23 protein-coding genes and 2 tRNA genes are annotated in these 24,532 nt (G+C 67.6%); 20 read left to right on the top strand and 5 right to left on the bottom strand.

Annotated features, from left to right (window positions below):
- Positions 1-81 precede the first annotated feature (81 nt).
- Both Q9Q40_02565 and Q9Q40_02560 read right to left on the bottom strand, forming a co-directional pair.
- The gene (locus tag Q9Q40_02565) at positions 82-1,269 is read right to left on the bottom strand and encodes a chemotaxis protein CheA (protein MDQ7006093.1); all 1,188 of its coding nucleotides are present in this window, start codon (positions 1,267-1,269) and stop codon (positions 82-84) included.
- Entirely contained in the window at positions 1,212-2,390 is a 1,179-nt protein-coding gene (locus Q9Q40_02560) for an Hpt domain-containing protein (GenBank protein MDQ7006092.1), read from the bottom strand. The genes Q9Q40_02565 and Q9Q40_02560 overlap by 58 nt, the downstream gene beginning before the upstream one ends.
- 212 nt (positions 2,391-2,602) lie before the next feature.
- On the opposite strand from Q9Q40_02560, the gene Q9Q40_02555 reads away from it, so the two are divergent.
- From Q9Q40_02555 to prmC, 11 genes are all read left to right on the top strand, one after another.
- Positions 2,603-2,678 (top strand) — tRNA-Lys (locus tag Q9Q40_02555).
- 66 nt (positions 2,679-2,744) lie between these two features.
- Positions 2,745-2,829: transfer RNA gene (locus tag Q9Q40_02550), tRNA-Leu, on the top strand.
- Positions 2,830-2,950: 121 nt separating this feature from the next.
- Entirely contained in the window at positions 2,951-4,246 is a 1,296-nt protein-coding gene (gene tig, locus Q9Q40_02545; GenBank protein MDQ7006091.1) for a trigger factor, read from the top strand.
- Positions 4,247-4,278: 32 nt separating this feature from the next.
- On the top strand, positions 4,279-4,863 hold the full coding sequence (gene clpP, locus Q9Q40_02540) for an ATP-dependent Clp endopeptidase proteolytic subunit ClpP (protein MDQ7006090.1): 585 nt from the start codon (positions 4,279-4,281) through the stop codon (positions 4,861-4,863).
- 24 nt (positions 4,864-4,887) lie between these two features.
- Positions 4,888-6,144 (top strand): ATP-dependent Clp protease ATP-binding subunit ClpX, encoded by a 1,257-nt coding sequence (clpX, locus tag Q9Q40_02535; protein ID MDQ7006089.1) that lies wholly within the window; start codon positions 4,888-4,890, stop codon positions 6,142-6,144.
- A 114-nt stretch (positions 6,145-6,258) separates the two neighbouring features.
- Entirely contained in the window at positions 6,259-8,637 is a 2,379-nt protein-coding gene (gene lon, locus Q9Q40_02530) for an endopeptidase La (GenBank protein MDQ7006088.1), read from the top strand.
- A 57-nt stretch (positions 8,638-8,694) separates the two neighbouring features.
- Positions 8,695-9,303, top strand: coding sequence for a ribosome biogenesis GTP-binding protein YihA/YsxC (gene yihA, locus Q9Q40_02525; protein ID MDQ7006087.1), 609 nt, complete (start codon positions 8,695-8,697; stop codon positions 9,301-9,303).
- Positions 9,300-10,547 carry a transcription termination factor Rho gene (rho, locus tag Q9Q40_02520; protein ID MDQ7006086.1) on the top strand — a complete coding sequence of 416 codons (1,248 nt, stop codon included), beginning with the start codon at positions 9,300-9,302 and terminating at the stop codon, positions 10,545-10,547. The genes yihA and rho overlap by 4 nt, the downstream gene beginning before the upstream one ends.
- A gap of 139 nt (positions 10,548-10,686) precedes the next feature.
- Complete coding sequence (gene rpmE / locus Q9Q40_02515; GenBank protein ID MDQ7006085.1) at positions 10,687-10,920, top strand: 50S ribosomal protein L31; 234 nt, start codon at positions 10,687-10,689, stop codon at positions 10,918-10,920.
- Positions 10,921-10,998: 78 nt separating this feature from the next.
- Positions 10,999-12,075 (top strand): peptide chain release factor 1, encoded by a 1,077-nt coding sequence (gene prfA, locus Q9Q40_02510; protein ID MDQ7006084.1) that lies wholly within the window; start codon positions 10,999-11,001, stop codon positions 12,073-12,075.
- A gap of 32 nt (positions 12,076-12,107) precedes the next feature.
- Positions 12,108-12,959: a peptide chain release factor N(5)-glutamine methyltransferase gene (gene prmC, locus Q9Q40_02505; GenBank protein ID MDQ7006083.1), complete on the top strand. Its 852-nt coding sequence runs from the start codon at positions 12,108-12,110 to the stop codon at positions 12,957-12,959.
- Between the two features lie 27 nt (positions 12,960-12,986).
- On the opposite strand, the gene rsmI is transcribed toward prmC, so the two are convergent.
- A complete protein-coding gene (rsmI, locus tag Q9Q40_02500) occupies positions 12,987-13,853 on the bottom strand; it encodes a 16S rRNA (cytidine(1402)-2'-O)-methyltransferase (GenBank protein ID MDQ7006082.1) in 867 nt (288 codons plus the stop codon).
- A 44-nt stretch (positions 13,854-13,897) separates the two neighbouring features.
- Positions 13,898-14,590, bottom strand: a complete 693-nt coding sequence (locus tag Q9Q40_02495) for an NYN domain-containing protein (protein MDQ7006081.1) — start codon at positions 14,588-14,590, stop codon at positions 13,898-13,900.
- Between the two features lie 100 nt (positions 14,591-14,690).
- Here Q9Q40_02495 and Q9Q40_02490 point away from each other — a divergent pair, with 100 nt between their 5' ends.
- The 9 genes from Q9Q40_02490 to Q9Q40_02450 all read left to right on the top strand — a co-directional run bounded on the left by Q9Q40_02490 (position 14,691) and on the right by Q9Q40_02450 (position 23,852).
- A complete protein-coding gene (locus tag Q9Q40_02490) occupies positions 14,691-15,140 on the top strand; it encodes a DUF488 domain-containing protein (GenBank protein MDQ7006080.1) in 450 nt (149 codons plus the stop codon).
- 129 nt (positions 15,141-15,269) lie between these two features.
- The gene (gene amrB, locus Q9Q40_02485) at positions 15,270-16,190 is read left to right on the top strand and encodes an AmmeMemoRadiSam system protein B (protein MDQ7006079.1); all 921 of its coding nucleotides are present in this window, start codon (positions 15,270-15,272) and stop codon (positions 16,188-16,190) included.
- Positions 16,190-18,604, top strand: a complete 2,415-nt coding sequence (gene lptD, locus Q9Q40_02480) for an LPS assembly protein LptD (GenBank protein MDQ7006078.1) — start codon at positions 16,190-16,192, stop codon at positions 18,602-18,604. Before amrB ends, lptD begins: the two co-directional genes overlap by 1 nt.
- An 81-nt stretch (positions 18,605-18,685) precedes the next feature.
- The gene (gene rfbD / locus Q9Q40_02475; GenBank protein MDQ7006077.1) at positions 18,686-19,576 is read left to right on the top strand and encodes a dTDP-4-dehydrorhamnose reductase; all 891 of its coding nucleotides are present in this window, start codon (positions 18,686-18,688) and stop codon (positions 19,574-19,576) included.
- Positions 19,573-20,577, top strand: coding sequence for an NAD-dependent epimerase/dehydratase family protein (locus Q9Q40_02470; protein MDQ7006076.1), 1,005 nt, complete (start codon positions 19,573-19,575; stop codon positions 20,575-20,577). Before rfbD ends, Q9Q40_02470 begins: the two co-directional genes overlap by 4 nt.
- A gap of 10 nt (positions 20,578-20,587) precedes the next feature.
- Positions 20,588-21,925 carry a TIGR00297 family protein gene (locus tag Q9Q40_02465; GenBank protein MDQ7006075.1) on the top strand — a complete coding sequence of 446 codons (1,338 nt, stop codon included), beginning with the start codon at positions 20,588-20,590 and terminating at the stop codon, positions 21,923-21,925.
- A gap of 186 nt (positions 21,926-22,111) precedes the next feature.
- On the top strand, positions 22,112-23,176 hold the full coding sequence (locus Q9Q40_02460; GenBank protein ID MDQ7006074.1) for a UbiA family prenyltransferase: 1,065 nt from the start codon (positions 22,112-22,114) through the stop codon (positions 23,174-23,176).
- 52 nt (positions 23,177-23,228) lie between these two features.
- The gene (locus tag Q9Q40_02455; GenBank protein ID MDQ7006073.1) at positions 23,229-23,471 is read left to right on the top strand and encodes a hypothetical protein; all 243 of its coding nucleotides are present in this window, start codon (positions 23,229-23,231) and stop codon (positions 23,469-23,471) included.
- Positions 23,472-23,669: 198 nt separating this feature from the next.
- Positions 23,670-23,852 carry a hypothetical protein gene (locus Q9Q40_02450; GenBank protein ID MDQ7006072.1) on the top strand — a complete coding sequence of 61 codons (183 nt, stop codon included), beginning with the start codon at positions 23,670-23,672 and terminating at the stop codon, positions 23,850-23,852.
- 6 nt (positions 23,853-23,858) lie between these two features.
- Here Q9Q40_02450 and Q9Q40_02445 read toward each other — a convergent pair whose 3' ends face one another.
- On the bottom strand, positions 23,859-24,512 hold the full coding sequence (locus tag Q9Q40_02445) for a nucleotide exchange factor GrpE (GenBank protein MDQ7006071.1): 654 nt from the start codon (positions 24,510-24,512) through the stop codon (positions 23,859-23,861).
- Positions 24,513-24,532 lie beyond the last annotated feature (20 nt).

Genomic DNA, 24,532 nt, shown 5'->3' with positions numbered 1-24,532 from the left:
AGGCACATGGGCCTGCCGTGTAGAATCTGTGAATCCGGGTGGCGTCGTCCCGGAATCGAAAAAGGGAGCCCGTCGCCTGGCTCACGACGCGATCTCCACATTTTCTTCTTCGAGAGTCATGGACCGGGCGTAGGCGGCGAGTCCTCGAACGTCGAGGATCAGCCCCACCATGCCGTCGCTGAGGATCGCGCCCCCGGATACTCCCGGAGTTCGGCCGAGTCCGGCACCGAGAGACTTGACGACGATTTGCTGCTGGCCGAGAAGTTCGTCGACCAGCAGGCCGAAGCGCTCCTCCTGGTCGGAGACGATGACGAGCAAAGCGCGGGTTGGATCCTCTTCGGTCCCGGGAATGCCGAAGAGCGCGGAAAGGCGATACATCGGGAGCAGGCCCTCGCGCATGACGACCATCTCGCCTTCGCCCGCGACCTTCTTGATCTCATCGCGGGTCGGGCGGAGGCTGCGCACGATGTTCGCCGTGGGGTTGATGTACCTCTGGCGGCCCACGCGCACCAGCATGCCGTCGGTAATGGCCAGCGTTATCGGCAGGAGGATCGATACGGTCGTTCCCTGGCCCAACTTCGATTCGATGAGAATGCGTCCGTGGAGTTGCTCGACACTCTTGCGCACCACGTCCATACCGACACCGCGGCCGGAAACAGCGGTGACTTGAGCGGCGGTCGAGAATCCCGGCTCGAAGATCAGCGAGAAGACGTCGGAATCGGACATTCCCCGGTCACTTTCGATCAGCCCCTTTTCGAGCGCTTTGCGCACGATGACTTCCCGGTCGATGCCGCGACCGTCATCCTCCATCGAGACGACGATGTAGCCGCTGGCGTGGCAGGCCTTCAGGCGCACGGTTCCCATCGGAGGCTTTCCGGATTGGATGCGCTCGTCGGGAGTTTCGATTCCGTGGTCGATGGCATGGCGGATCATGTGCACCAGCGGGTCGGCCAGCACGTCGACCCTGTTGCGATCGATTTCTGTTTCCTCTCCTTCGACGATGAGCTGCACCTGCTTGTCGAATTTCTGGGTCAGATCGCGAACGAGACGGTGCATCCGTTTCAAGGTCGCCTTGATCGGAATCATGCGCAGGGACATGCTCAGGGCCTGGAGGTCCCGCACGATCTTCGAGAGGTGAGCGACCTTCTGGGTCAGCGCGTGGTCTCCACCACGCAGGACGGCGTGGTCCTGGGTCAGGATCGACTGAGCGATCACCAATTCGCCCACCATGTCGACCAGGAGATCCAGGCGGCTGGTGTGGACGCGCACCGTCGGTTCGACGGTGGTGCGGGGGGCGGCCCGTTGGGGTGTGGCGGAGGGTTCCGCCGAGGCGGGCGACGGCTCACTCGGCGTGGGAGTGGGGGGGGCGTCTCCGGTTCCTGGCGGGTCTCCGGGGAGGGGGCGGCCGGTTTCTCATCACGGGGCACCGGGGAAGGCGCCGGGGAGGAAGCTGCGGCCTGGGTTTCCGCGCTGCCGGCGGCAACCAGACCCGGCATCAGGGGGAGGGAGTCCGGAGGCCGTTCTGGCCGACCGCCGGCCAGGGCCGCCTCGAGGCCAGCCATCAGGTCCTTGAGGACATCGATGGAACGCAGGGAGAGATTGGCTTCCGGCTTTCCGTAGCTGATCTCCTTGCCGCGTACCCGGCTGAGCAGAGTCTCGGCCCGGTGGGCCAGGACCGACATGGCTTCGACACCGAGGAAGGCCGAGGTGCCCTTGATCGCGTGGAACGCCCGGAAGACCGTGTTGACCGCCTCGTCGTCGTCGGGATCGCTTTCGAGGGCCAGCAAGGCCCCCTCGGCCATCTCGATCCACTCGTTGTTCTCGGTGATGAACTCCGCCAGCAACTCGAGATCGGGCTCGTCGGGGAGTAGTGTGAAATTGCCCGCGGGCTCGGGAGGGGCGGAAGTCGGATCCACGACCGCCGGGGCCGGATCTTCCTGTTCACTTCGTAAGAGGTCCGGCTTTCGCTCCGCCTCGGGCGGAGAGGCTGGCGGCTCTCCGGGTGCCGGTTGTCGGGGGGCGGCGCCCGTCTCCAGGCAGGCCGTCACGCGCGCTTCCGCCTCCTCGAGCCCGGCGCTGTCCCGCTCGGGATTCAAGGCAGTCAGGTAGAGTGCCTTGGCCAGCACGATCAGCGCTCCGAGCAAACTCGAAGAGTCTTCATCGCCGGCCGAGCGGAGGGCATCGATGCCCTGAGGCAGGAGTCGGGAAGCCGGCAGCAGTTTGGCGACGGAGTCCGGGTTTCCGTCCAGCAGATCGTCCAGTTCCCAGGCGACCTTGGCGAGACGATCCTCCCCTTCGCGGTCCCAGCCCACCAAGGCCGGGACGAGCCTGCCGAAAAGGTCCGCGGGGAAGGCGGTGCCATCCCCATGGGTTCCGTTCTGGGCGGCCATCTCTCTCCTCTTCCTGTCAAACGGTTTTTCGGCGGAGGGGGGGGAGGGGACTTTAGCCCCCGTGCCGAAAAGGCCTCGCGCAGGTCAGCGGGCGGGAGTGAACGGGGGACGAACCGGCTTGCGGGGGAGAGACGGTTCCTTATAATGGCGCAGCGCTCGGCTCGGCACTCCCGGCGAGGGACCGCCGGGCGGGTGAGGAATCCTTCTCCTGTGGGCCGTTAGCTCAACTGGTAGAGCAGCAGACTCTTAATCTGCGGGTTCGGGGTTCGAGTCCCTGACGGCTCACCACGCCGGTGCCGAAAGCCGGCCCGGCCGTGCGGCGCCTGGGCGGCGTCGATCCGGGCGGTCGTCCGGGCGAAAGTGGCGGAACTGGTAGACGCGCGAGACTTAGGATCTCGTGGCTCCGGCCGTGGGGGTTCGAGTCCCCCCTTTCGCACCATGCCCGTGATCTTCTCCCGGGGATATTGGCGTCTTTACCGGCGGCGCCGGCCGCCGATCTGGGTCAAACTGATGCCTGCAGCCGGGCCGGCTCCCGCCGGCCGGACAAGGACGGAACGAAAATGAAAGTCCAGGTCGAGGATCTCTCCCAGGTGCGCAAGCGCCTGGCCATCGAGGTGCCGGCGGAGGAGGTGCAGAGTGCGTGGGATCGCGCCTTGCGCCAGGCTCGCCGCGAGATGAAGTTTCCCGGGTTCCGCCCCGGGAAGGCGCCCCTGGCCCTGGTGCGGGCCCAGGTGGGCAAGACCCTCGGCGGGAAGGTCGCCGAGGCACTCGTCGGGCGTTATGCCAGTGAGGCGATTCGCGAGCAAGGCCTGCGCCCCATCGATGGTGGGATTTTTCTCGATCTCGCGCGGGACCAGGAAGACCCGCCGCCCGCCGAGGAGGGCGAGAGCTACACTTTCGGCGTCCTGGTCGAATTGCCCCCCGACTTCGAGGTCGAGGACTACGCCGGCGTGAAAGTCGCGCGGCCCAAGGTGGAAGTCGACACCGAGGATGTCCAGAAGGAACTCAACGCCCTGCGGGAGAGCTTCGCCACCTACGAGCCCGTCGAGGGGCGGCCCTCGGCCGACGGCGACGAACTGGTGCTGCAGATCGAGGGGCACGAGAAAGACGGAGAGCTTCGCCTCGAGCGCCGCGCCAGCCAGTTGCGACTGGGTGACGAGGGCAATCTTCCCGAGTTCAACGAGCATCTGGCCTCCCTCGAGGTGGGTGACAGCTTCTCCTTCGAGGTCCAATACCCCGACGAAAAGCGTTATGGCGACCTGGCCGGTCGCCTGATGGTCTTCAGCGGAGAGATCGAAGAGATCCGCCAGCGCGTCGTCCCTGAAATGGACGACGCCTGGGCCGCTGGTTTCTCGGATATCGAGAACTTGGCCCAGTTGCGCGAGCGCATGCGCGAGGCCATCGAGGCCCGCCGCAACTCGGAAGCCGACGCCGTGGCCCGGGAGCGGCTGCTGGATCGGCTGCTCGACCGTACCCCCTTCGAGGTGCCGCCCAGCCTGGTCGAGGCGGAGCTCGAGTATCGTCTCAACGCGATCGGCCGCGACCTGGCCAGGCGGGGCATCGACCCCAAGAACGCCGATCTGAACTGGGAGGAGGTCGTCGACAGCGAGCGCAAGGCCGCCGAGCGCTCCGTGCGTCGCGATTTCCTGCTCGATGCGATCGCCGCCAGGGAACAGATCGAGGTGGAGGCGGCCGAGGTCGACCGGGCCATCGAACAGATCGCTCGCGAGAACGGCGTTCAGCCCGAGGAAGTGCGCCGGCGCCTGGCCAAGGGCGAAGGCCTCAAGTCGTTGAAACAACAGGTCCTACGCAGCAAATGTCTTGACTGGCTCTATGCCAGGGCTCATATTGTGTGAGGGATGGTCCCCAGTTTTCGAGGGAGAGTTGTATGCCGCTGGTTCCCATTGTCGTCGAACAGTCTGCCCGTGGTGAGCGTTCCTGGGACATCTTTTCCAGGTTGCTCAAGGATCACATTATTTTCCTCGGCCAGGCGATCGATGACCAGATCAGCAACCTGGTCATCGCCCAGATCCTCTTCCTCGAGGCCGAGGATCCCGACCGGGACATCAATGTCTACATCAACAGCCCCGGCGGTGTCGTCACGGCGGGATTGGCGATCTACGACACCATGCAGTTCGTCCGGCCTCACATCAACACGATGTGCGTGGGGCAGGCGGCGTCCATGGGCGCGGTACTGCTCGCCGCGGGTGAAGCGGGCAAGCGTTCGGCGCTGCCCAACTCGAGAATCATGATCCACCAGCCCCTGGGCGGAGCCTATGGGCAGGCGAGCGATATCGAGATCCATGCGCGGGAAATCCTGCGTTTGAAGGATCGGCTGAACCAGATCCTGGTCAAACACACGGGTCAAGACATGGACACGATCCGCCAAGACACCGAACGAGACAATTTCATGACTGCGGACGAGGCCAAGGAATACGGCCTGATCGACGCCGTCATCGAAAGCCGTAGCTGAGCGATCCAGCGAGGGGAAAGCGTCATGGCCGGCAAGAAAAAAGGCGGTTCGAGAGACGAAGGCGAGTTGCGCTGCTCTTTTTGCAACAAGAGCCAGCGCGATGTTCGCAAGTTGATTGCGGGACCTACCGTCTACATCTGCGATGAATGCGTCGACATTTGCGTCGATATCATCGCTGAAGAGCGGGAGCCCGAGGAGGGCGGCCTCGAGAACCGGTTGCCCAAGCCCGCCGAGATCAAGGAGTTCCTCGACTCCTACGTGATCGGCCAGGACCTGGCCAAGAAGAAGCTGGCGGTGGCGGTCTACAACCACTACAAGCGTCTCGAGCTGGCTTCCCGCACCGACGAGGTCGAGCTGCAGAAGTCGAATATCCTGCTCGTGGGCCCCACCGGGACGGGGAAGACGCTCCTGGCCCAGACCCTGGCCCGGATGCTCTCGGTGCCCTTCGCCATCGTCGATGCCACGACCCTGACCGAGGCCGGCTACGTGGGCGAGGATGTCGAAAACATCCTGCTCAAGCTGCTGCAGGCCGCGGGCAACGACGTGGAGAAGGCCCAGCGGGGCATCATCTACATCGACGAGGTGGACAAGATCGCGCGCAAGGGGGAGAACCCCTCGATCACCCGGGATGTTTCCGGGGAAGGCGTGCAGCAGGCCCTGTTGAAGATCCTCGAGGGAACCGTGGCGAACGTCCCGCCCCAGGGCGGGAGGAAGCACCCGCACCAGGACTTCATCCCCATCGACACCACCAATATCCTCTTCATCTGCGGCGGGGCCTTCGTCGGGCTGGACAAGATCATCGACCAGCGGACGGGCAGCAAGATGCTGGGATTCAAGGCCGAGGTCAAGAGCCGGGTCGACCGCAACCGCTTCGAGACCCTCTCCAAGGTGCAGCCTGAAGACCTGGTGAAGTTCGGGCTGATCCCGGAATTCATCGGTCGTCTGCCGGTCACCGCGCCGTTGGCCGACCTGGATGCCGAGGCCCTGGTGAGAATCCTCACCGAGCCGCGGAACGCACTGGTCAAGCAATACAAGAAGATCTTCGAGTTCGAGGGCGTCGAGCTGAATTTCACCGACGAGGCACTGCAGGCCGTTGCCCGGCAAGCATCAGAACGCAAGATCGGGGCTCGCGGACTGCGCCTGATCCTCGAAGAGATCATGCTGGAGTTCATGTTCGAAATCCCTTCCCTCACCGATCGTCGAGAGCTGACCATCACGCGGGATTTCGTCGAGAATGGCCAGGACGGCGCAGGACTGCGCCTGATGGAAAAGGCCGGCTGAGCGCCTGATCCTTTTTCCATTGCGGGGTGCATCCTCGGCCGGGGCCCGCCGCCGGGTTCGCTCGGTGCGTGGTCTTTCAATGGGGGCCTTGATGGCCCCGGGGTTCACCGCGACATGACTACCGCCAAGGTCTTGCGAGTGCCGATGGTTCCCCTGCGGGAGGCCGTGGTCTTTCCGCGGACGATGGTTCCCTTCGTCGTCGGGCGGCGGTCTTCCCTCAAGGCCCTCGAGCGGACGCTGGAGGGATCCCGCAAGATTTTTCTGGCCTGCCAGCGGGATCCGGGCGTCGATGACCCCCAGCCCGAAGAAATTCACTCCGTCGGCACGGTCGCCACGGTCGTTCAGTCCCTGAAGGTCGCTTCGGGGAACGTTCGCATGCTGGTCGAAGGCGAGTTTCGCGCTCGGGCCGTGGAAATCGTTCGCGCGCCGGACGGTCACTTGGTGGCCGAGGTGCTCGCGCTGTCCGAGAAGGGCGACAGCGGGCCCGAAGTGGAAGAACTCTGCCGCACGGTCAGTCGCCTCTTCGAGAGCTACGTCAAGCACAACCCCGCGTTGCCGGCGGAAGCCGTTCTTTCCACTCTCAAGGTCTCCCAGCCCTCGCGCCTGGCCGACACCATCGCCGCCCACCTGGCTGTCAGCGCGGAGATCCGCCAGGACCTGCTCGAAAGGCACCTGGTGCGCGAACGCCTCGAGCGCCTGGTACGGGTGCTCGAGATGGAAATCGAGCGGCTGCAACTCGACCAGACCGTCGACAGCCGGGTCAAGGAGCAGCTCGAGCAAGCCCAGCGCGAGTACTACCTCTCCGAGAAGATCAAGGCGATTCAGAAAGAGTTGGGGCGCGCGGGGAGGGACGACGAATTCGAGCAGCTTCGCCTGCGTATCGAGGAGTCCGGTCTCCCGGCCGAGGCGCAGGAGAAGGCACTGGCGGAGCTCCAGCGGCTGGAGGTGATGGCCCCGGTCTCGGCCGAGGCGACCGTGAGCCGTACCTGGCTCGATTGGTTGCTTGCCGTGCCCTGGAAAACGCGCAGCCGCGAGAAGCGCGATCTGCGCCGGGCCCGCCGGATTCTCGACCGGGATCATCACGGCCTGGAGCCGGTCAAGGAGCGAATTCTCGAGCACCTGGCGGTGAGCCAGCTCGTATCGAGGCGTCGCCGGAACACGATCTTGTGTTTTGCGGGTCCCCCCGGGGTGGGGAAGACATCCCTGGCTCGCTCCATCGCCGAGGCCACCGGCCGTAGGTTCGTGCGGCTCTCCCTGGGAGGCGTGCGGGACGAGGCTGAAATCCGCGGCCACCGACGGACCTACATCGGCGCCTTTCCGGGGCGTATCATCCAGATGATGCGCAAAGCCGGCGCACGTAACCCGGTCTTTCTGCTCGACGAGTTGGACAAGATGTCCATCGACTTCCGCGGAGACCCCTCGGCGGCCCTGCTCGAAGTGCTCGATCCCGAGCAGAATCACACCTTTCTCGATCACTACCTGGACGTGGAGTACGATCTTTCCGACGTCTTTTTCATTGCCACCGCGAACGTGCTGCATTCGGTGCCTCCGGCCTTGCTCGACCGGCTGGAGACGATCGCCCTGGCGGGATACACCATGGAAGAAAAGCTGGTCATCGCCGAGCGCTTTTTGCTGCCTCGACAGCTCAGTGCCCACGGCCTGGGCCGGCGGGGCGTGAGGATGGACACGGCGGCGATCCGGCAGGTGATCGAGGGCTACACCCGGGAGGCCGGTGTGCGCGGCCTCGAGCGGGAGGTGGCCCGTATTTGCCGCAAAGTGGCCCGGATGTACGTGGAGGGCCGCTGGAAGAAGGGTTTTCTCATCGATGCCGACCGGGTGGAGGAGTTGTTGGGCGTGCCCCGCTATCGTCTCCGGGAAAAGCGGGCCGGCAACGAGTTGGGGGTGGCCACCGGCCTGGCCTGGACAGCCGCCGGGGGGGAGCTGTTGGCCATCGAGGTTGCCAGCGTGCCAGGAAGGGGTAAGCTGATCATCACCGGGAAGGTCGGTGACGTGATGCAGGAGTCGGCCCGGGCCGCGCTGACCTACGTCCGGTCGCGGGCCGCCGAGTTGGGCATCGACCCGGGCTTCCATCGCCGCTTCGACCTGCATGTTCATGTTCCGGAGGGCGCCATTCCCAAGGACGGTCCTTCCGCGGGAGTCGCCATGGCGACAGCGCTGGTCTCGATGTTGGCCGGCATACCCGTCCGGGCCGACGTGGCGATGACCGGAGAGATCACGCTCCATGGCAAGCTGCTGGCGGTGGGAGGAATCAAGGAGAAGGTGCTCGCTGCCCATCGCTCGGGACTGCGCCGGGTGATGATGAGCCGGGAGAACGAAAAGGACCTGACGGATTTGCCGCAGGAGGTCCTGGGGGATCTGGAGATCATCCTGGTCGGTCACATGGACGATGTCCTGCCCCGGGCGCTCGAACGGCCCCCCAAGAGCCTCTCCCTCCTTCAGCCGGAGGGAGAAGACACGGCCAGGCCCCACTGAGAGCACAGGGGTCGGCGGAACAGGCCACGAGAGATGGCGTCATGGAAACCCAAGAGCGTGAGCTTCGTGCGCGCCGTGACACGGATCGACGACTTTCCCCGGGATGGTCGGCCCGAGATCGCCGTGATGGGCCGGTCCAACGTGGGCAAGTCGAGCCTGATCAACCGCGTCCTGGGGCGGCGCAGTTTCGCCCGGGTGAGCAAGACTCCCGGTCGGACCCGGGAGGTGCACTACTACCTGCTGGACGACAGGCGTTACCTGGTCGACCTTCCCGGCTTCGGCTACGCGAGGGTCGGCAAGGAGATGCGGCGCCAGTGGTCGCGCCTGATCGAGGCCTACCTGGGGCGCAAGGAAGCCCTGGCGCTGGCGGTCCACCTGGTCGACGCGCGCCACGATCCGACTCCCCTCGACGCGATGATGCGCGACGCCCTGCTTTCGCGGGGACTGCCTACCGCCGTGGTTCTGACCAAGTGCGACAAGTTGTCGGGGTCGGCCCTGCCCCGTGCGCTTTCCCGGACACGGCGCCGGCTCGAGCTTCCGCGGGAGGTACCGCTGGTGGCGACCTCCGCGGCGGATGGCACGGGAATCGATGCGTTGAGCAAGTTGATGATCGCTGCCTGGAGCGGTGAGCAAGCCGCCTGGAGCAGGCGAGAGGACGAGGCATGAATCTTCACGAGATCAAGGAGATGGAGATCGGTGAGTTGACCAACCTGGCGCTCTCGATGTCGATCGAGAATGTTTTCCAGGTTCGTCGCCAGGAGCTGGTGCACCGGATACTTTCCTCGCGAGTGCGCAACGGTGAACGGGTCGTGGCTCGCGGCGTGCTCGAAAAGCTCCCCGAGGGTTACGGTTTCCTGCGTTCCCCCGAGCACTCCTACCTTCCCGGTCCGGACGACATCTACGTCTCTCCCGGCTTGATTCGGCGTTTCAAACTGCAGACCGGCGACCTGGTCAGTGGCCCCCTGCGCCGCCCGCGGCGCAACGAGAAGTACTACGCCCTGCAGGAGGTCGAAGCTCTGCACGACCTGCCGGTGGCCGAAGCCAAGCGGGAAAAGGGTTTCGAGGACCTGACCCCATGGCATCCCGACGAGATGCTGCGGATGGAAACCGACCGGGCCAATCTCACGGGTCGGGTGATCGACCTGCTGGCGCCCATCGGCAAGGGACAGCGGGGGCTGATCGTGGCCCCGCCCCGCACGGGGAAGACCATGTTCCTCCAGGCGATCGCCGGGGCGGTGGCGGAAAACCACCCGGATGCGCGGCTGATCGTGCTGCTGATCGACGAGCGCCCGGAAGAGGTGACCGACATGCAGCGCACCGTGCGCGGTGAAGTGGTGGCTTCCACTTTCGACGAGCCCGCCACCCGGCACGTGCAGGTGGCCGAGATCGTGCTCGAGAAGGCCAAGCGGATGGTGGAGTTCGGCAAGGACGTGGTGATCCTGCTCGATTCCATCACACGCCTGGCCCGGGCCTACAACGCCGTCCAGCCGGCCTCGGGCAAGATCCTCAGTGGCGGCATCGATGCGGCGGCGCTCTCCCGGCCGAAGAAGTTTTTCGGAACGGCGCGGAAGGTCGAGGAGGGAGGATCGTTGACGATTCTCGCCACGGCCCTCGTCGATACCGGTTCGCGGATGGACGAGGTGATCTACGAGGAATTCAAGGGCACCGGGAACATGGAGATCCACCTCGACCGGCACCTGAGCGATCGGCGGGTCTACCCCGCCATCGACGTCAAGCGCTCGGGCACCCGCAAGGAAGAGCTGCTGATGCCCGAGCAGCAGTTGCGCCGGGTCTGGATGTTGCGCAAGGTGCTCGACCAGCTCGGAGAGGTGGAGGCCATGGAATTGCTCCTCGAGCGGCTGCGCAAGACCGACTCGAACCAGGAGTTCCTGGATTCCATGGCGGCCTGAGCGGAGCCCGGCCGGGGGAGCAATGCCGACGGATCCGCGCTAGAATCCGGCGGCTGTAGTCCCCGACGCTGCTCGGTCTCCAGAGTGGGTGGCGAAAAAATGACGAATATCCCCGCCAGGGGGAAGGAACGATCGGACGATGAAGCAAGGAATCCATCCCGAATACCACGATGTCGAGGTCACCTGCGCTTGTGGCAACTCCTTCAAGACGCGCAGCACCAAGAAGGACCTCCGAGTGGAGCTGTGCTCCGCCTGCCATCCTTTCTTCACCGGCAAGCAGAAGCTGGTGGACACCGCCGGCCGCGTGGAACGCTTCCAGCGGCGCTACCAGAAGGCGGAGAAGGCCGCACGCCGGCGGAAGGAAGGCAAGTAGTCTCCGCACCCATGACGCCCGCCCCTGCCAGCCCCCCCCTGCCTCTACGGGGAGGTGAAGATGGCCGCTGATGCCTCGCTGCTGGCCCGGCTCGAAAAGCTCGAGAGCGACTTCTCCGGGCTCGCCGCGCGCATGGCGGATCCGGAGGTGGCCGGCGACGTGGAGGCCTACCGGCAGCTGGCCACCCGCTACGCCGAACTCGAGCCCCTGGTCCTGGCCTTTCGCGAGTACAGGGGTTGCCGGCTCGAACTCGACCAGGCCCGCGAGATGCTTTCCGGCGAGGCCGACGCCGAGATGCGCGAGTTGGCCCGGGAAGAGATCGACGCCCTCGAATCCCGCTGCGCAGCACTGGAAGACCGCCTGCGGCGCTTGCTGCTGCCCCGCAACCCGGATGATGACAGGGGTGCCGTGCTCGAGGTGCGGGCGGGCACGGGGGGCGATGAGGCGACCCTCTTCGCCGCCGAGCTGATGCGCATGTACCAGCGCTACGCCGAGTCGCGGAACTGGGGTTTCGACCTGGTGGAATTGTCCGAGAGCGAGATCGGGGGGATCAAGGAAGCGGTGATCAACGTCTCGGGCAAAGGCGTCTACTCACGGCTGAAGTTCGAATCGGGGGTGCACCGGGTTCAGCGGGTACCGGCCACGGAGACCCAGGGCCGCGTGCACACCTCGGCGGCCACCGTGGCCATCCTGCCGGAAGCCGAAGAAGTCGATGTGGAGATCGAGGAGAAGGATCTGCGCATCGACAGTTTTCGCTCGTCCGGCCCTGGCGGGCAGTCGGTGAACAAGACCACCTCTGCCGTGCGCATCACCCACATGCCTTCGGGGTTGGTGGTGCAATGCCAGGACGAGAAGTCGTGGCACAAGAACCGCGCCAAGGCGTTGAAAGTGCTCCGGGCACGGTTGCTGGACAAGCAGCGCACCGAGCAGCAGGCTCATCAGGCCGCCACCCGCCGCGTCCAGGTCGGCAGCGGTGATCGCTCGGAGAAGATCCGGACCTACAATTTTCCCCAGAATCGGGTCACCGATCATCGGATCAAGCTCACCCTGCACCGCCTCGAGGCGATTCTGATGGGCGATCTCGACGAGCTGATCGACGCGCTGGCCACCGCCGACGAGGCGGCACGCCTCCAGGCGGAGATGCAGGCCGAGTGAGCCCCGCTCGGCTCGCGCCCGGGAGGGGGGCCATGAAACTCGGAGAGCAGCTCGGCCGGGCTGCCGAGCGCCTCGCGGCGGCGGGGATCGAGGGTCCCCGCCGGGAGGCCCGCTGGTTGCTGGCCCACGTGCTGGAGATCGCTCCCGGAGAGCTGGCCCTGCGTCTCCGTCAGCCCCTGCCGCCGGCCGCCGGGCGGCGCCTGGAGGCGCTGATCGAGCAGCGCTGTCGCCGGCGCCCCCTGCAATACCTGCTGGGAAGCTGGCCCTTTCTGGATTTCGATGTGAAGTGCGACGAAAGAGCCCTGGTGCCCCGCCCGGAGACCGAGGACCTGGCGCTGCTGGTCTCGGAGCAGCTCGCCGCCGGGTCTTCGGGGAGGCTCCTCGACGTGGGAACCGGCGGCGGCTGCATCGCCCTGGCCCTGGCCCGTCGTCACCCGGCTCTCGAGATCCTGGCGGTGGACAGCGACGGTGGAGCCCTCTCTCTGGCCCGGGAGAATCTTCGCCGCGCCGGCCTCGCGGACCGGGTCGGCCTGCTGCGCTCGGACCTGTTGACCGGCCTGGGCGGCTTGGGACCGGGCGCCTTCGTGGTGGCCAACCTGCCCTACGTCACCGAGGCGGAGTGGGAAGAGCTTCAGCCCGAGGTACGGGACCACGAACCCCGGCAGGCCCTGGTCGCCGCGGACGATGGGCTGGCCCTGATCCGCAAGCTCGCCGAGCAGGCGGCCGGGCGTCTGGGGCCGGGGGGGCGCATGGCTCTCGAGATGGCTCCCGGGCAAACGTCACGGATGGCCGCCGAACTGGCCGCCGCCGGCTGGGAGCAGTGCCGCATCCACCGTGACCGCTTCGATCGCCCGCGCATCGTGACCGCCCGCCGGGGTCGGTGAACGACGCGGGTCGGCCGGTTTCGGCCGCTACCCGTCCTCGGGGAGCTGCTCCTTGAGTTCCTGCCGGGGGCGTCCGAGCTGGCGGCTCAGGCGCCGCAGAGCCCGGCGGCGGTCACCCCCTTCGGCGTCGAGGGCGGCCCGGTAGGCTTCACGCAGTGCCGCGTCCGCCTCCCGGGGGGCGGGGCCCTCGCCCGCCGCCACGACCAGCACGATTTCTCCCCGGATCTTCTCCCGCGGGGCCAGGGCGCGGCGGATTTCGGCCGCACTGCCTCGCAGGATCTCCTCGTGGAGCTTGGTCAGCTCCCGGCAGAGCACCAGGGGGCGCTGGCCGAGGATCGACTCCATCTCGGCCAGAGTCGCCAGCACCCGGTGGGGCGCTTCGAAGAACACCACGGTCACGTCCAGATGCGCGGCGGCCTCGATCCGGCGTTGCCTGGCGGTGGCCCGGGAAGGAAGAAATCCCCCGAAGTAGAAGCGATCGGCGGGCAGTCCGGCCACCGACAGGGCCGCGATCACCGCCGAGGGGCCGGGGATCGGAACGACCCGGTGGCCGAGACGGGCCGCTTCGGCCACCAGGCGATGGCCCGGGTCGGAGATGGTGGGGGTGCCTCCATCGCAGATCAGCGCCAGGGTGCCGCCCCTTTCGAGCACCTCGATCAGGCGCCTCATCGAACGGGCCTCGTTGAAGCGGTGGCAGGAAAGCAGGGGGCGACGCAGATCCAGGTGTTCGAGCAGCCGGCCGGTGCGCCGGGTGTCCTCGGCGGCCACCAGGTCGGCCGCCTCGAGGGCCCGGCGCATTCTGGGGGTCAGGTCGTCCAGGTTTCCGATGGGGGAGGCCACCACGTAGAGGCGGCCGGCCTGGCGGTTTTCGGGGCCGGTCTGCGACTCGTTCACCGGGCTCGGGCCTCCATCCCGCGGCACGGCCGGGGAGGTCGATTCTACCTGCCCTTCTTGCGGCGGAGTTTTTTCATGTAGCGTTCGCGCCGGCGGGCACGCTCCTCCCGGGCCGCCTGGCGGGCGGCGGTCCGGCGATCCTCGCCGACGCCCCCCGGGGAGCCGGAGAGAGGGGCAGGGGTGGGGGGCGGGGCCACGGGGACCGCCGGGGCGACCGGGGCCTCCGGCCGTTGCCGGCGTCGCGGCAGGGTTCGCGGATCGACGGGCCCGCTGGAGGCGGGTATTTCATCCTCGTCCAGGTGAACGCCCCGGCCCGGATGGCCCAGGGGACCCGAGACCAGCGCCTGGAGATCGCCTTCCAGGTGCCGGGGAGGGAAGACCCGGGTTCCTTCCGGCAGCCGGCGGGCCAGCCCCCGGTCCGCCGTGACCACCGCGATCTGCCTGCCCGCCCCTTGGAGGCGCCGGGCCTCGGCGGCGATCCAGTCGTCGGCCTCTGCCGGCGGGTCGACCCGGATCACCCGCAGGCCTGCTTCCTCGCCGCGCAGGGTGCCCGGACGCCGGTCCCAGACCAGGACGACCTCGCTTTCCCGCAGGGCGGCCCACTGCCCGAGGAGGGTCGTCAGGTGGTCGACGGCGCCGGGGAGATCCCCGTCGTTCAGCTCTGCACCCTCCCGCCTCGCCAGGGTGAGCAACACGTTGTAGCCGTCGATCAGCACGACCCTGGGCCACTGGCGCATGGTCAAGCCCCCTTGCCGGGATCCGTCCCGGCGGAATATTGTCATCGGCACGGGGTTCTGTCATGGAGGCCGCCGGGGCGGCCCGTGGCTGGAGTGAGACATGGCACAGAAGATCGTCTGGACAGTCGGACACTCCAGCCGCAGTGCCGAGCAGCTGGTGGCGCTGCTGACGGAGGCGGGGATCGCCGCTGTCGCCGACGTGCGCTCGTCCCCCTGGAGTCGCCGGCATCCGTGGCACGGGCGGGACGAGATGGAGCGGATCCTCGCCGCGGCGGCCATCGCCTACCACTGGCTCGGCGCGGCCCTGGGAGGGCTGCGGGACGAGGGTTACGCGGCCCATCGGCTGACCGACGTCTACCAGGAGGGGCTCCGCCGGCTGATCGCCCTGGCCGGGGACCAGCCCACCGCCCTGCTCTGTGCCGAGGCCGATCCCCGCTCCTGCCACCGCAAGTTCATTGCCGACGATCTTTCCCGGCGTGGCCTGCTGGTGCGCCACCTCCTGGGGCCCGGGGAGAGCGTGCCCCACCAGCCCGCCCTCTTCGCCGAGTGAAAGGCTGGCCGGATGGAGGGGCGGGCGGCTATTCTTGGGGCGGATGAGATCCAGGGGCGTTTTCGTGGGACCGTCACGAAGAGCCCCCGGGGGGCCGGCGGCCCGGGAGACGTCTGATCGGGAGGCCTCGTGCGGCGTCCCCCGTGGCCGGGTTCGGTCATCATGCGGGCCTGGGCCGCACGGCTGCGCCGGGCCCGGGACATCACCGGGGACAGTGCCCTGGGAGAAAAAGTAAAGATGCCTGCCGTGAGGTACCCCGCGGTGGCCGGGGCTTTCTACCCCGCCGATCGTGTCCGTTTGGCCGCCCTGCTCGATCGCATGATGCCCTCGACACCCGAAGCTGTTCCGGCGATGGGAGTACTCGTGCCCCATGCGGGATACGTCTACTCCGGCTCCTGCGCCGGGGCGGTGTGGGGCACCCTCGCGCTTCCCGGGCGGGTGATTCTCCTCGGTCCGAACCACACCGGTCGGGGGGCGGCGCTGGCGGCCGCGGAAGAGGCCTCGTGGGCCACGCCCCTCGGCTCCGTGGCCGTCGACCGAAGCCTGCTCGAGGATCTCGGTCGGCGACTCGCTGCCTTGCGCTTCGATTCCCGGGCCCACTCCGCGGAGCATGGTCTGGAGGTACAGGTTCCTTTCATGCAGCGCCGCCGGGAAGACGTGCAGATCGCGCCCCTGGTGTCGGCCGTCACCGACCTGCCGGCCCTGCTCGAGATGGGGCGAGCCCTGGCGGAGGTGATCGAGAGCTGCGAGGGACCGCGGCCGATGATCGCGGTTTCCTCGGACATGACCCACTACGAAAGCGCCGCCGCGGCGCGGGAGAAGGACGCCGCGGCTCTCGAGCGCCTCGAGGCCCTCGACCCGGAGGGCCTGGCGCGGGTGGTGCGGGAGCGGGAGATCAGCATGTGCGGCGCGGCCTGCGCGGTGGCGGCCCTCGAGGCGCTGCGCCTCCTGGGTGCGCGTTCGGCCAGGACGGTCTGCTACACCCACTCGGGAGAGGTCACCGGCGATGACACCGAGGTGGTGACCTATGCCGGCATGGTGTTTTCCTGATGAGGCGCTGCCTTGCCATAGGGCTCGCGTTCCTCGGCGGGTTCCCGGCGGCCCGGGCGGCCTTGCCCCTGGCCGGTGCCGGAGTGGGTTTCGACCGTGTCGTCGCCGATCGCATCCAAAGCGGCCCCGGTGACGACCACTGGCTGCTGCTGAAAGGGAATGTGATCCTCGAAGGGCCGGAGGCGAAGATCCTGGCCGACGAGGTCTTCGTCGATCAGGACCGCAAGATCGCCGAGGCGACGGGAAACGTCGTGCTCGGCATCCCCGGAGCGGTGCTCAGTGGATCCCGCCTGATCTATCGTTACGAGGCCGGGACCGGGGAGATGGACGAGGCGGTCGCTTTTCTCGAGGAAAACGGCGCGATCCTGCGTGCCGCACGCCTCGAGTTGCTCGAGAAGGGCAAGGTGCGGGTCGAAAAGGCGGTGTTTACCACCTGCAGCCAGCCGGTGCCCTACTGGTCGTTTCGCATGCGTCGCGGGGTCTTCGACCTGGGCCGTTACGCCCACCTGCGGGGGGTTTCCTTCCGCGCGGGCAGGGTGCCCGTGTTCTACACGCCCTTTCTGGTCTGGCCGATCAAGGAAGACCGGGCCTCCGGCTTTCTCTTCCCCGAGTTCGGCTCCTCCGACAAGCTCGGCCAGACCCTGTCCCTGCCCTACTACTGGGTGCTCGGGGAGCATGCTGATATCACTCTCTATTTCGATGCGCATACGCGGGTGGGGGCAGCGTTGGGTGCGGAACTCGCATGGCTGCCCACCTGGAACGGTCGGGCCCGCGGCCGGGGTTACTGGATCAACGACCAGGTACGTCGCCGCACCCGCTACCGTTTCGAATGGGAACAACGGCAGGACCTGCCCCGGGACTTCAAACTGACCGCCAAGCTGGAGACGATCTCCGACTTCGACTACACCACCGACTACGAGACCGACCTGGCCCGCTCGTCGACGCCCCAGACCTATTCCACGGTGGATATCACCCGCAACTGGTCCTGGTATTCCCTCTCCTTGCGCGCCCGGCGGCACAAGCAGTATTTCGTGGGGGGGACTCTCGACAGTCGTTTGCTCACCGGCCAGGTGGTCAACAGCCAGTTGCCGGAAATCGAGTTGCGGGGCCGCAGTCAGAGGTTGGGGAGGAGCCCGTTCTATCTTTCGTTCGAGAGTTCGATCGCCGGTTTCGAAAAGCGCATTCTCGAGCCCCCCGACGGCATGCCCGGTGTCCACAGCGACGAGGAACTGGAGACGCGAGTGCTCAATCGATGGGGCCGGGTGGATGTCAATCCCCGACTCAGTGTGCCCCTGGTGCGTCGCAGCTGGCTCGACTTTCAGCTCTCCGCCGGCTGGCGCGGCACCTGGTACACCCACGCCAACGCACCGGATGCGGGCGCGGATCTGTCGCTGGTCTCCGAGCCCTTGTTCCGCAGCCTGTGGAATGCCGGGTTCAGCCTGGCGGGTCCGCGCCTTCAGCGGGTCTTTCCCACGCCGAAGTGGAGCTTCTCGCCCAAGCTCAAGCACGTGATCGAGCCCTTCGTGGAGTATCGCTGGCGGCCGCCGGCCGGGGTCGACCAGCGGGAGATCGTCGTCTTTGACGAGATCGACTCCGTTCCGGGGGAGCTTTCCGACTTTCGCTACGGGGTGCGCCAGCGTCTTTTCGCCCTGCGCCCTCCGGGGATCGGGCGCTCGAGCGGGGTGGCCAGCGCCGAGGACGCCTCTCTCGAGGCTGTCGAGAAAGAGGCCGAGCAGGAGGCGAAGCGCAGCGAGCAGGCGGAGGCCGAGCCCGAGGCGATGCCTCGACTGGAGGTGACCGAGAACCTCAACCCCACCGAGATCGCCAGCCTGGAGATCTACCAGTCCTATTCGCTGGTGCGTGACCTGGGGCGGGTCTACACGGTTCTCCTCGATCCCGAGACTCTCGAGCCCCGTCGCGATCCTCTCACCGGCCGGGTGGTGACGGTCACCACCGGTGTGCGTTCCTTCTCGCCGATCACCATCCGTGGTCGTTTCAACCCGACCCACGAGCAGGCCCTCGACGTGGCCTACACCTTCGATCCGGCCAACAACGTCCTGACCGAGACCCAGGTCTCGGCCCTGATGGGCAGCGGTGAGCGGGGCTACTTCCAGGGGTCGTGGTATCGGCGCCGACCGTCGAACCCGGCGGCGACGAACCCCACCAACTTCCTGCGGACGCGCTGGGGGCGCACCTTCAGCAGGCGCTTTTCCGGGCAGGTGGACCTGGACTACAACCTGGAGGACGGACGCCTGGATCACCAGTACTACCTCCTCCGCTATTCCACCCAGTGTTGCAGCTTTCAGCTCGGCTGGGATCGGCGTGATTTCGTCGGCAACGACCGCAACGAGATCCGCCTGGTGGTGGACCTGGCCGGCATCGGCCAGATTCTCGATCTGAAGGACTCCCGCTGAAAGCCGTCCCTGGTGGGGAGGGCGCCAAGTTGGGGTATTCTCTGGCCGGTCCAGGCGGCGGGGTGGGACTGAGAGGGAGCTGTGCAGGAAAATCTCAAGATCCGGCCGCTGATCATCGGTGCCGGAGGACTGGTGGGCCGCACCCTGGTCAGCCGGCTCGAGCCTCGTTTTCCCCATACGGTCTCCGCCACGCGGGCCGAGATCGACATCTGCGACCGCTGGGGCATGGCCGCGGAGATAGCCCGTCTGCGGCCCACCGTGGTGCTCAACTGCGCGGCGATGTCCAACGTGGATGCCTGCGAGGAAGATCCCGAGGCCGCCGATCGCGTCAATGCCGAGGGCCCCGCGCACCTTGCGGAGATCTGCCGGCGGGAGGGCATCCGCCTGATCCATTTCTCCACCGATTATGTCTTCGATGGAGAAAAACAGGGTGAGTACGACGAGGCCGACGCACCGGGTCCCGTCAACCACTACGGCTGGAGCAAGCTGCGTGGAGAACAGGCGGTGCTGGAGACCCTCGTCGAGGCGGTCGTGCTCCGGGTTTCGTTCGTCTTCGGTTCCGGAAGACCGACTTTCCTGGACAAGATCGCCGATCAGCTGCGGCAGGGCGATGGGGCCGTGCGGGTCTTCGAGGGGTGGGCCAGTCGGCCTACCTGCACCCTGGAGATCGCCCAGGTGGTGGAGCGCATCCTCGAGTCGGATCTGACGGGGGTCTGGCACCTGGCCAATCCGCCCGCCGGCTCTCGCGCCGACTTCGCCCGCGAACTGGCGCGCGTGCTGGGCGCCGACCCGGAACGGGTGGAGGGAACCGATCCCGCCGCCGTGGAACTGCCGGCGCGGCGTCCGTCCCGTACCCCGCTGGCCACCTCGCGCCTCGAGCGAGCCCTGGGCTGGAAGCCCCGGGACTGGCGGGAATGGGCCGCGGAATACCTGGGAGTGGCGGCTGGTGAGCCGGGGGAGGAGCCCCGATGAGGGTCTTCCTGACCGGCGGAACCGGTTTCCTCGGGGGACGGATCATCGACCACCTGCTGCGGGCCGGTCACCAGGTGGTGGCCCTGGCCCGGCGTCCGGAAGCCCTGGAAAGGCGGGAGGGACTTCTCCCGCTGCGGGGAGACCTTCTCGATCGAGCGAGCCTCGAGCGGGGCCTGGCCGACGTGGACGCGGTGATCCACGTGGCGGCGCTGGTCAAGCGCTGGGTCAAGGACCGATCCCTCTTCGACAAGGTGAACGTGGAGGCCCAGGCCACCCTGATCGACCTGGCCCTGGGGCGGGGTCTCGAAAAGGTGCTGGTCTGCTCGTCCTTCGTCGCCCTGGGACCCACCGACCGTACCACCGGGGACGAGGATTCCCTGCATGACGGCCGGCCGCGAAACGATTACGAGAGGACCAAGCTGCTCGCCGATCGGCAACTGCGCCAGCGCATGGAAAAGGGTGCGCCCCTGGTCGCGCTCTATCCCGGGGTCGTCTACGGCCCGGGGCGCATGACCGACGGCAACATCCTCGCCGCCGCCGGCCGGGATCTTCTCCGGGGTCGCCTGCCGGGGACGATCGGTCCGGGGGACCGGCGTCAATGCCTGGCTTTCGTCGAGGACGTGGCGGCCGGCTTCCTGCTGGCCCTGGACAAGGCGGAACCCGGTTCGCGTTACGTGCTCGGGGGCGAGAACCTCACCGTGCGCCAGGCGCTGGAGCTGATGGCCCGGGCCGGCGGCGTGGAGGTGCCCCGGCGGGTGATCCCCTACTCGGTGGCCGGCTGGCTGGGCCGGATACTTTGTTGGCAGGCCGGTTGGACCGGGATCGAGCCTCCCCTGAGTCCCGGCGAGGTGGAGATCTACCGCCACGAATGGGCCTATTCGTCCGAGCGGGCCCGGCGGGAACTGGGTTACACCATCACTCCGGCCGCCGAGGGTCTGGCGCGGATGATGCGCTGGCTCGAGGAGCGCGACCGGAGCCCGGCGGCCAACTCGCCGGGTTGAGGAGCGGGTGATGTCGTCCATCGGTCGGGAAATGGCGCGCAAGGGTGTGCATGTGGCCATGGGAGGCTTTGCCTTCCTGCTCGTGTGGTTGACGCCCTGGCAGGCGGCGCTGCTGGCCTGCGGGGCCCTGGTCCACAACCTCTTCGTGCTGCCCCGCTACGGCGGCCGGCGCATCTTCCGCGGGACCGCTTCCGAGCGGGGACACGACCTGGGCATCGTGCTCTATCCCGCCAGCATCCTGGCCCTGGTGCTGATCTTCCCCGGGCACCTCGAAATCGTCGCTGCGGCCTGGGGGCTGCTGGCTTTCGGTGATGGTATGGCCACGGTGGCGGGCATCCTGGCGCGAGGCCGTGGCGGCAGCCTGCCGTGGAATCCCCAGAAGTCCTGGGTCGGCCTGCTGGCCTTCGCGGCCTTTGGCGGAGCCGGTTCCGCCACCCTTTACGGCTGGACGCTGGGCGTGACGATGGAAGCCGCCTGGCTGCTGCCCCTGCTGCTCGTGGCCGCCGTGATGGCGGTGGTCGAGAGCCTCCCCCTGGGCCTGGACGACAACATCGTGGTTTCGGTGGGCGGCGGGGCCCTGCTCTACGCGGCGCTTTCCATCGACCCCCAGGTGCTGGTGGAGCGGAAGGACGTGTTCGTCGGCCGCGTGCTGGCGGCGGTGGCCGTCAACCTGCTGCTGGGGGTGGCCGCGTGGAAGGCTGGTTCGGTGGACCGTTCGGGCCTGCTCCACGGGGTCGTGCTCGGGACGGCGATCTGGGTTTTCGCTGGCGCGGGCGGCTTCCTGATGCTCTTCGCCTTTTTCTTCCTGGGCAGCGCCGCCACCCGGGTGGGCTATGGGACGAAGATCAGGGAGGGCACCGCCCAGGAGAAGGGGGGCGCCCGGGGGGCCGCCAACGCCTGGGCCAATGCCGGTGCGGGGGCCCTCTTCGCCCTGCTCGCCGCGGGCAGCGCCGAGCCCGGGCCCTACTGGCTGGCGCTTGTCGCGGCCTTCGCCACCGCCACCGCCGACACCCTGGGCTCGGAGATCGGCCAGGCCTATGGCCGCCGGACTTACCTGGTCACCACCTTCCGTCCGGTTCCGCGAGGCACCGATGGCGCGGTCAGTCTCGAGGGGACCCTGGCAGGCGTCGCCGGGTCGCTGGTGGTGGCTCTGCTGGGTTGGGGGATGGGGTTGATCTCCCCGGCGGCCGTCGCCTGGGTCGTGCTCGCCGCCTGGATCGGGACGACTCTCGAGAGCTATCTCGGCGCTCTGCTCGAGCGTCGAGCCCGGATCGACAACGAGGCGCAGAACTTCCTCAACACCCTCGTGGGGGGGGTGGTGGCCATGGCCCTGGTGCATGGACTCTGAACCCCGCGGCCGACAGGCGCGCCGGCCGGCTCCGGACCGGCCCGGCGCCGGGCGCGCCGCGGAGTACGGCTCGAGTCCGGCGCGGGTGTTCAGGCCTCCGTGGGGGGCGTGCGCTCGACGCCGCCGGCGGTTGTGGCCTACCATCGCTGGCCGCCCGGCGGCGCTGTGAGCCGAAGGAGTCACCCCGTGAGTCAGAGCACAGTCCCCGCCACCGGCGGGACCGGTGGGCTGGTGGAGTACATCCGCTTCACCCGACCCTTCACACTCTTGCCCCCGACACTCGGGGTGATCTCCGGCGCGATCTGCGCGTGGGGCTCCTACTGGAACCCGGATCCGGCGCGCGAGCTTCATCTCTCGGTGATCCTCACCGTCCTGCTGGGTTCGCTCTGCGCGGCCCTGCTCAACGCGGCGAGTAACGTGATCAACCAGATCTACGACCTGGAGATCGATCGCATCAACAAGCCCGAGCGCATGCTGCCGGCGGGGAGGATCTCGCTTCGGGCCGCCTGGGGCTATACCTGGCTGCTCTACGCTGCGGCGGTGCTCCCCACCTGGCTGGTGGTGATCTACCCGGCGCGGGGCCTGGCGGATCGCTGGTTGATTCCGCCGGGGATGCTCGAAGGAGCGCCTTTCATCGTCCGGATCCTGGCCGGCCACGCCTGTTTTTTCATCTACCTGGCCGGGATGGCCTTCACCTTCGTCTACTCGGCTCCGGTCCTGGGGCGCACCAAGCGTCACGCCCTCGGCGCCAACCTGACCATCGCCGTTCCACGGGGCATGCTGCTCAAGGTGGCGGGGTGGTCGATGGTCGGTCCGGTGCTGGCCCTCGAGCCGTGGTACATCGGGCTGATCTTCGCCCTCTTCCTGGTGGGGGCGGCGTCCACCAAGGATTTCTCCGACATGGAGGGCGACCTGGCGGGGGGCTGCCGCACCCTGCCGCTTCGCTTCGGGGTGAGGACGGCGGCCTGGATGATGGCCCCGTCGTTCGTTCTGCCCTGGCTGCTGGTGCCCCTCGGTGTCTGGTTGCCCGACCCCCTCGACCCGGCCGGGGCCCACGCCGTATTGACCGGCAACCCCCTGGCCCTGGTGTTGCTGGGGCTGGGCCTGGCCGCCTGGGGCAGCTACACCGTCTGGCTCATCCTGCGGGATCCCGAAGCCATGGCCACTACCGAGAACCACCCCTCCTGGACTCACATGTACCTGATGATGATGGCCGCCCAGGTCGGCTTCGCGGCGGCTTATCTGCTATAACAGCAGGGCGTGGGAGCGGTGGGTTGCTTCGTCCGGCAGGAGAATGCAAACCATGGCCAGGCCATTGACCGATGATCCCGTCACCGTCTACACCGCCCAGGGCGAGGGGGAGGCGCAGGTGATCCGCTCGTTCCTCGATTCCCACGGCATCACCTCTTGCCTGCGCGGCGAGTCTTTGCGGCTGACCCATGGCTTTACTCTCGACGGCCTGGGGCAGGTGGAGGTCCAGGTGCCCTCGTCTCTCGCCCCGCAGGCCCGGGAACTGATCGCCACCGCGCTGGAAGAAAACGCGTAGCCGTCTGGCGGGGGCCATCCGTCCTGGTACGTTGTCGCCCGGCCTGTACCGTGCTTTCTGCCATCGTTGCCGGGGCTGCTGCGCCTGCCCAGATTGCCTTCGAGGGAAGAAGGGAGTTTGGGCATGGGACAGGTCATCACTTTTCCACGGTGGCGAGTGATTGCCCGGTCGCAAGGGGTGCCCCCGGGAGAGCCGCGGATGCTCGTCGACCCCCATGGGCGTATGTATCCCATCGAGGCCACCCTGCAGCGGCGGCTGATCGCGGCTCCCGACCCCGCCCTGCCGATTCGTTACGAGTCGGTCGTGCGGGTCGGGGGGCGGCACTACCTTCTGAGCTGGATCGAGGGTGACGAGACCTGGGATGTTCAACCCGCCTCGTGACGCGGTTCAGGAGGCGACGCGCACCTGGGCGGGCCGCAGGATCTTGCCCTCGAAACGGTAGCCCGGGCGCAGTTCCTCGATGACGTGGCCTTTTTCCTGGCCTTCCTCCGCCGGGGTGGCCATCACGGCTTCGGCCTCCTCCGGATCGAAGGGCCGCCCGACCACTTCCAGGCGCTCGACGCCTTCGGTTTCGAGCAGGTCGAGGATCTGCTTGTGGACCAGCTTGACCCCGTCGAGGAGGGGGCCGGCCTCGGCGTGTTCGAAGGTGCGCTCGAGGTTGTCGAGGGCGCCGAGGATGCCGAGGAAGGTGCGGGAGAGGGTTTCGCGGACGCGCTGCTCGAAATCACGCTCGAGGCGACGGCGCAAGGCCTCGGCGTCTTCCCGGGCCTGGTCATAGGCGGCCGCGTAGCGACGGAGCTTCTCCTCCGCCCGGGCGGCTCGTTCCTCGAGGGCCGCCAGGGCGTCATCCCTCGTCTCCACGGTGTCGGCGAGATCCTCGCTCGCGGCGCTCTCCCCGGTGGCAGAGGCGTCGTTTTCGTCGGCTTGGGTGCGCAGCTCGCCTTCCGGGGTGAAGCGGCGGTGGTCGTGGATGCGTACCTCGTCCGGAGCGTTTTCGGCCAGCTCTTCGGGGTCGGGGTGGCGGGATTTCGTCTCGCTCATCGTTTTCGTCTCTCGTCTTC

This window comes from Acidobacteriota bacterium, from assembly GCA_030949985.1.
Classification (GTDB): domain Bacteria; phylum Acidobacteriota; class Polarisedimenticolia; order J045; family J045; genus JALTMS01.
This window is presented reverse-complemented; position numbering and strand designations above follow the sequence as displayed.

What these genes read in the sequence shown, in the direction of transcription:
- Q9Q40_02560 (MDQ7006092.1), bottom strand. Translation starts at nt 2,390, where the DNA reads ATGGCCGCCCAGAACGGAACCCATGGGGATGGCACCGCCTTCCCCGCG.
- tig (MDQ7006091.1), top strand. Translation starts at nt 2,951, where the DNA reads ATGAAAGTCCAGGTCGAGGATCTCTCCCAGGTGCGCAAGCGCCTGGCC.
- clpP (MDQ7006090.1), top strand. Translation starts at nt 4,279, where the DNA reads ATGCCGCTGGTTCCCATTGTCGTCGAACAGTCTGCCCGTGGTGAGCGT.
- clpX (MDQ7006089.1), top strand. Translation starts at nt 4,888, where the DNA reads ATGGCCGGCAAGAAAAAAGGCGGTTCGAGAGACGAAGGCGAGTTGCGC.
- lon (MDQ7006088.1), top strand. Translation starts at nt 6,259, where the DNA reads ATGACTACCGCCAAGGTCTTGCGAGTGCCGATGGTTCCCCTGCGGGAG.
- rho (MDQ7006086.1), top strand. Translation starts at nt 9,300, where the DNA reads ATGAATCTTCACGAGATCAAGGAGATGGAGATCGGTGAGTTGACCAAC.
- rpmE (MDQ7006085.1), top strand. Translation starts at nt 10,687, where the DNA reads ATGAAGCAAGGAATCCATCCCGAATACCACGATGTCGAGGTCACCTGC.
- prmC (MDQ7006083.1), top strand. Translation starts at nt 12,108, where the DNA reads ATGAAACTCGGAGAGCAGCTCGGCCGGGCTGCCGAGCGCCTCGCGGCG.
- Q9Q40_02495 (MDQ7006081.1), bottom strand. Translation starts at nt 14,590, where the DNA reads ATGCGCCAGTGGCCCAGGGTCGTGCTGATCGACGGCTACAACGTGTTG.
- Q9Q40_02490 (MDQ7006080.1), top strand. Translation starts at nt 14,691, where the DNA reads ATGGCACAGAAGATCGTCTGGACAGTCGGACACTCCAGCCGCAGTGCC.
- lptD (MDQ7006078.1), top strand. Translation starts at nt 16,190, where the DNA reads ATGAGGCGCTGCCTTGCCATAGGGCTCGCGTTCCTCGGCGGGTTCCCG.
- Q9Q40_02470 (MDQ7006076.1), top strand. Translation starts at nt 19,573, where the DNA reads ATGAGGGTCTTCCTGACCGGCGGAACCGGTTTCCTCGGGGGACGGATC.
- Q9Q40_02465 (MDQ7006075.1), top strand. Translation starts at nt 20,588, where the DNA reads ATGTCGTCCATCGGTCGGGAAATGGCGCGCAAGGGTGTGCATGTGGCC.
- Q9Q40_02455 (MDQ7006073.1), top strand. Translation starts at nt 23,229, where the DNA reads ATGGCCAGGCCATTGACCGATGATCCCGTCACCGTCTACACCGCCCAG.
- Q9Q40_02450 (MDQ7006072.1), top strand. Translation starts at nt 23,670, where the DNA reads ATGCTCGTCGACCCCCATGGGCGTATGTATCCCATCGAGGCCACCCTG.
- Q9Q40_02445 (MDQ7006071.1), bottom strand. Translation starts at nt 24,512, where the DNA reads ATGAGCGAGACGAAATCCCGCCACCCCGACCCCGAAGAGCTGGCCGAA.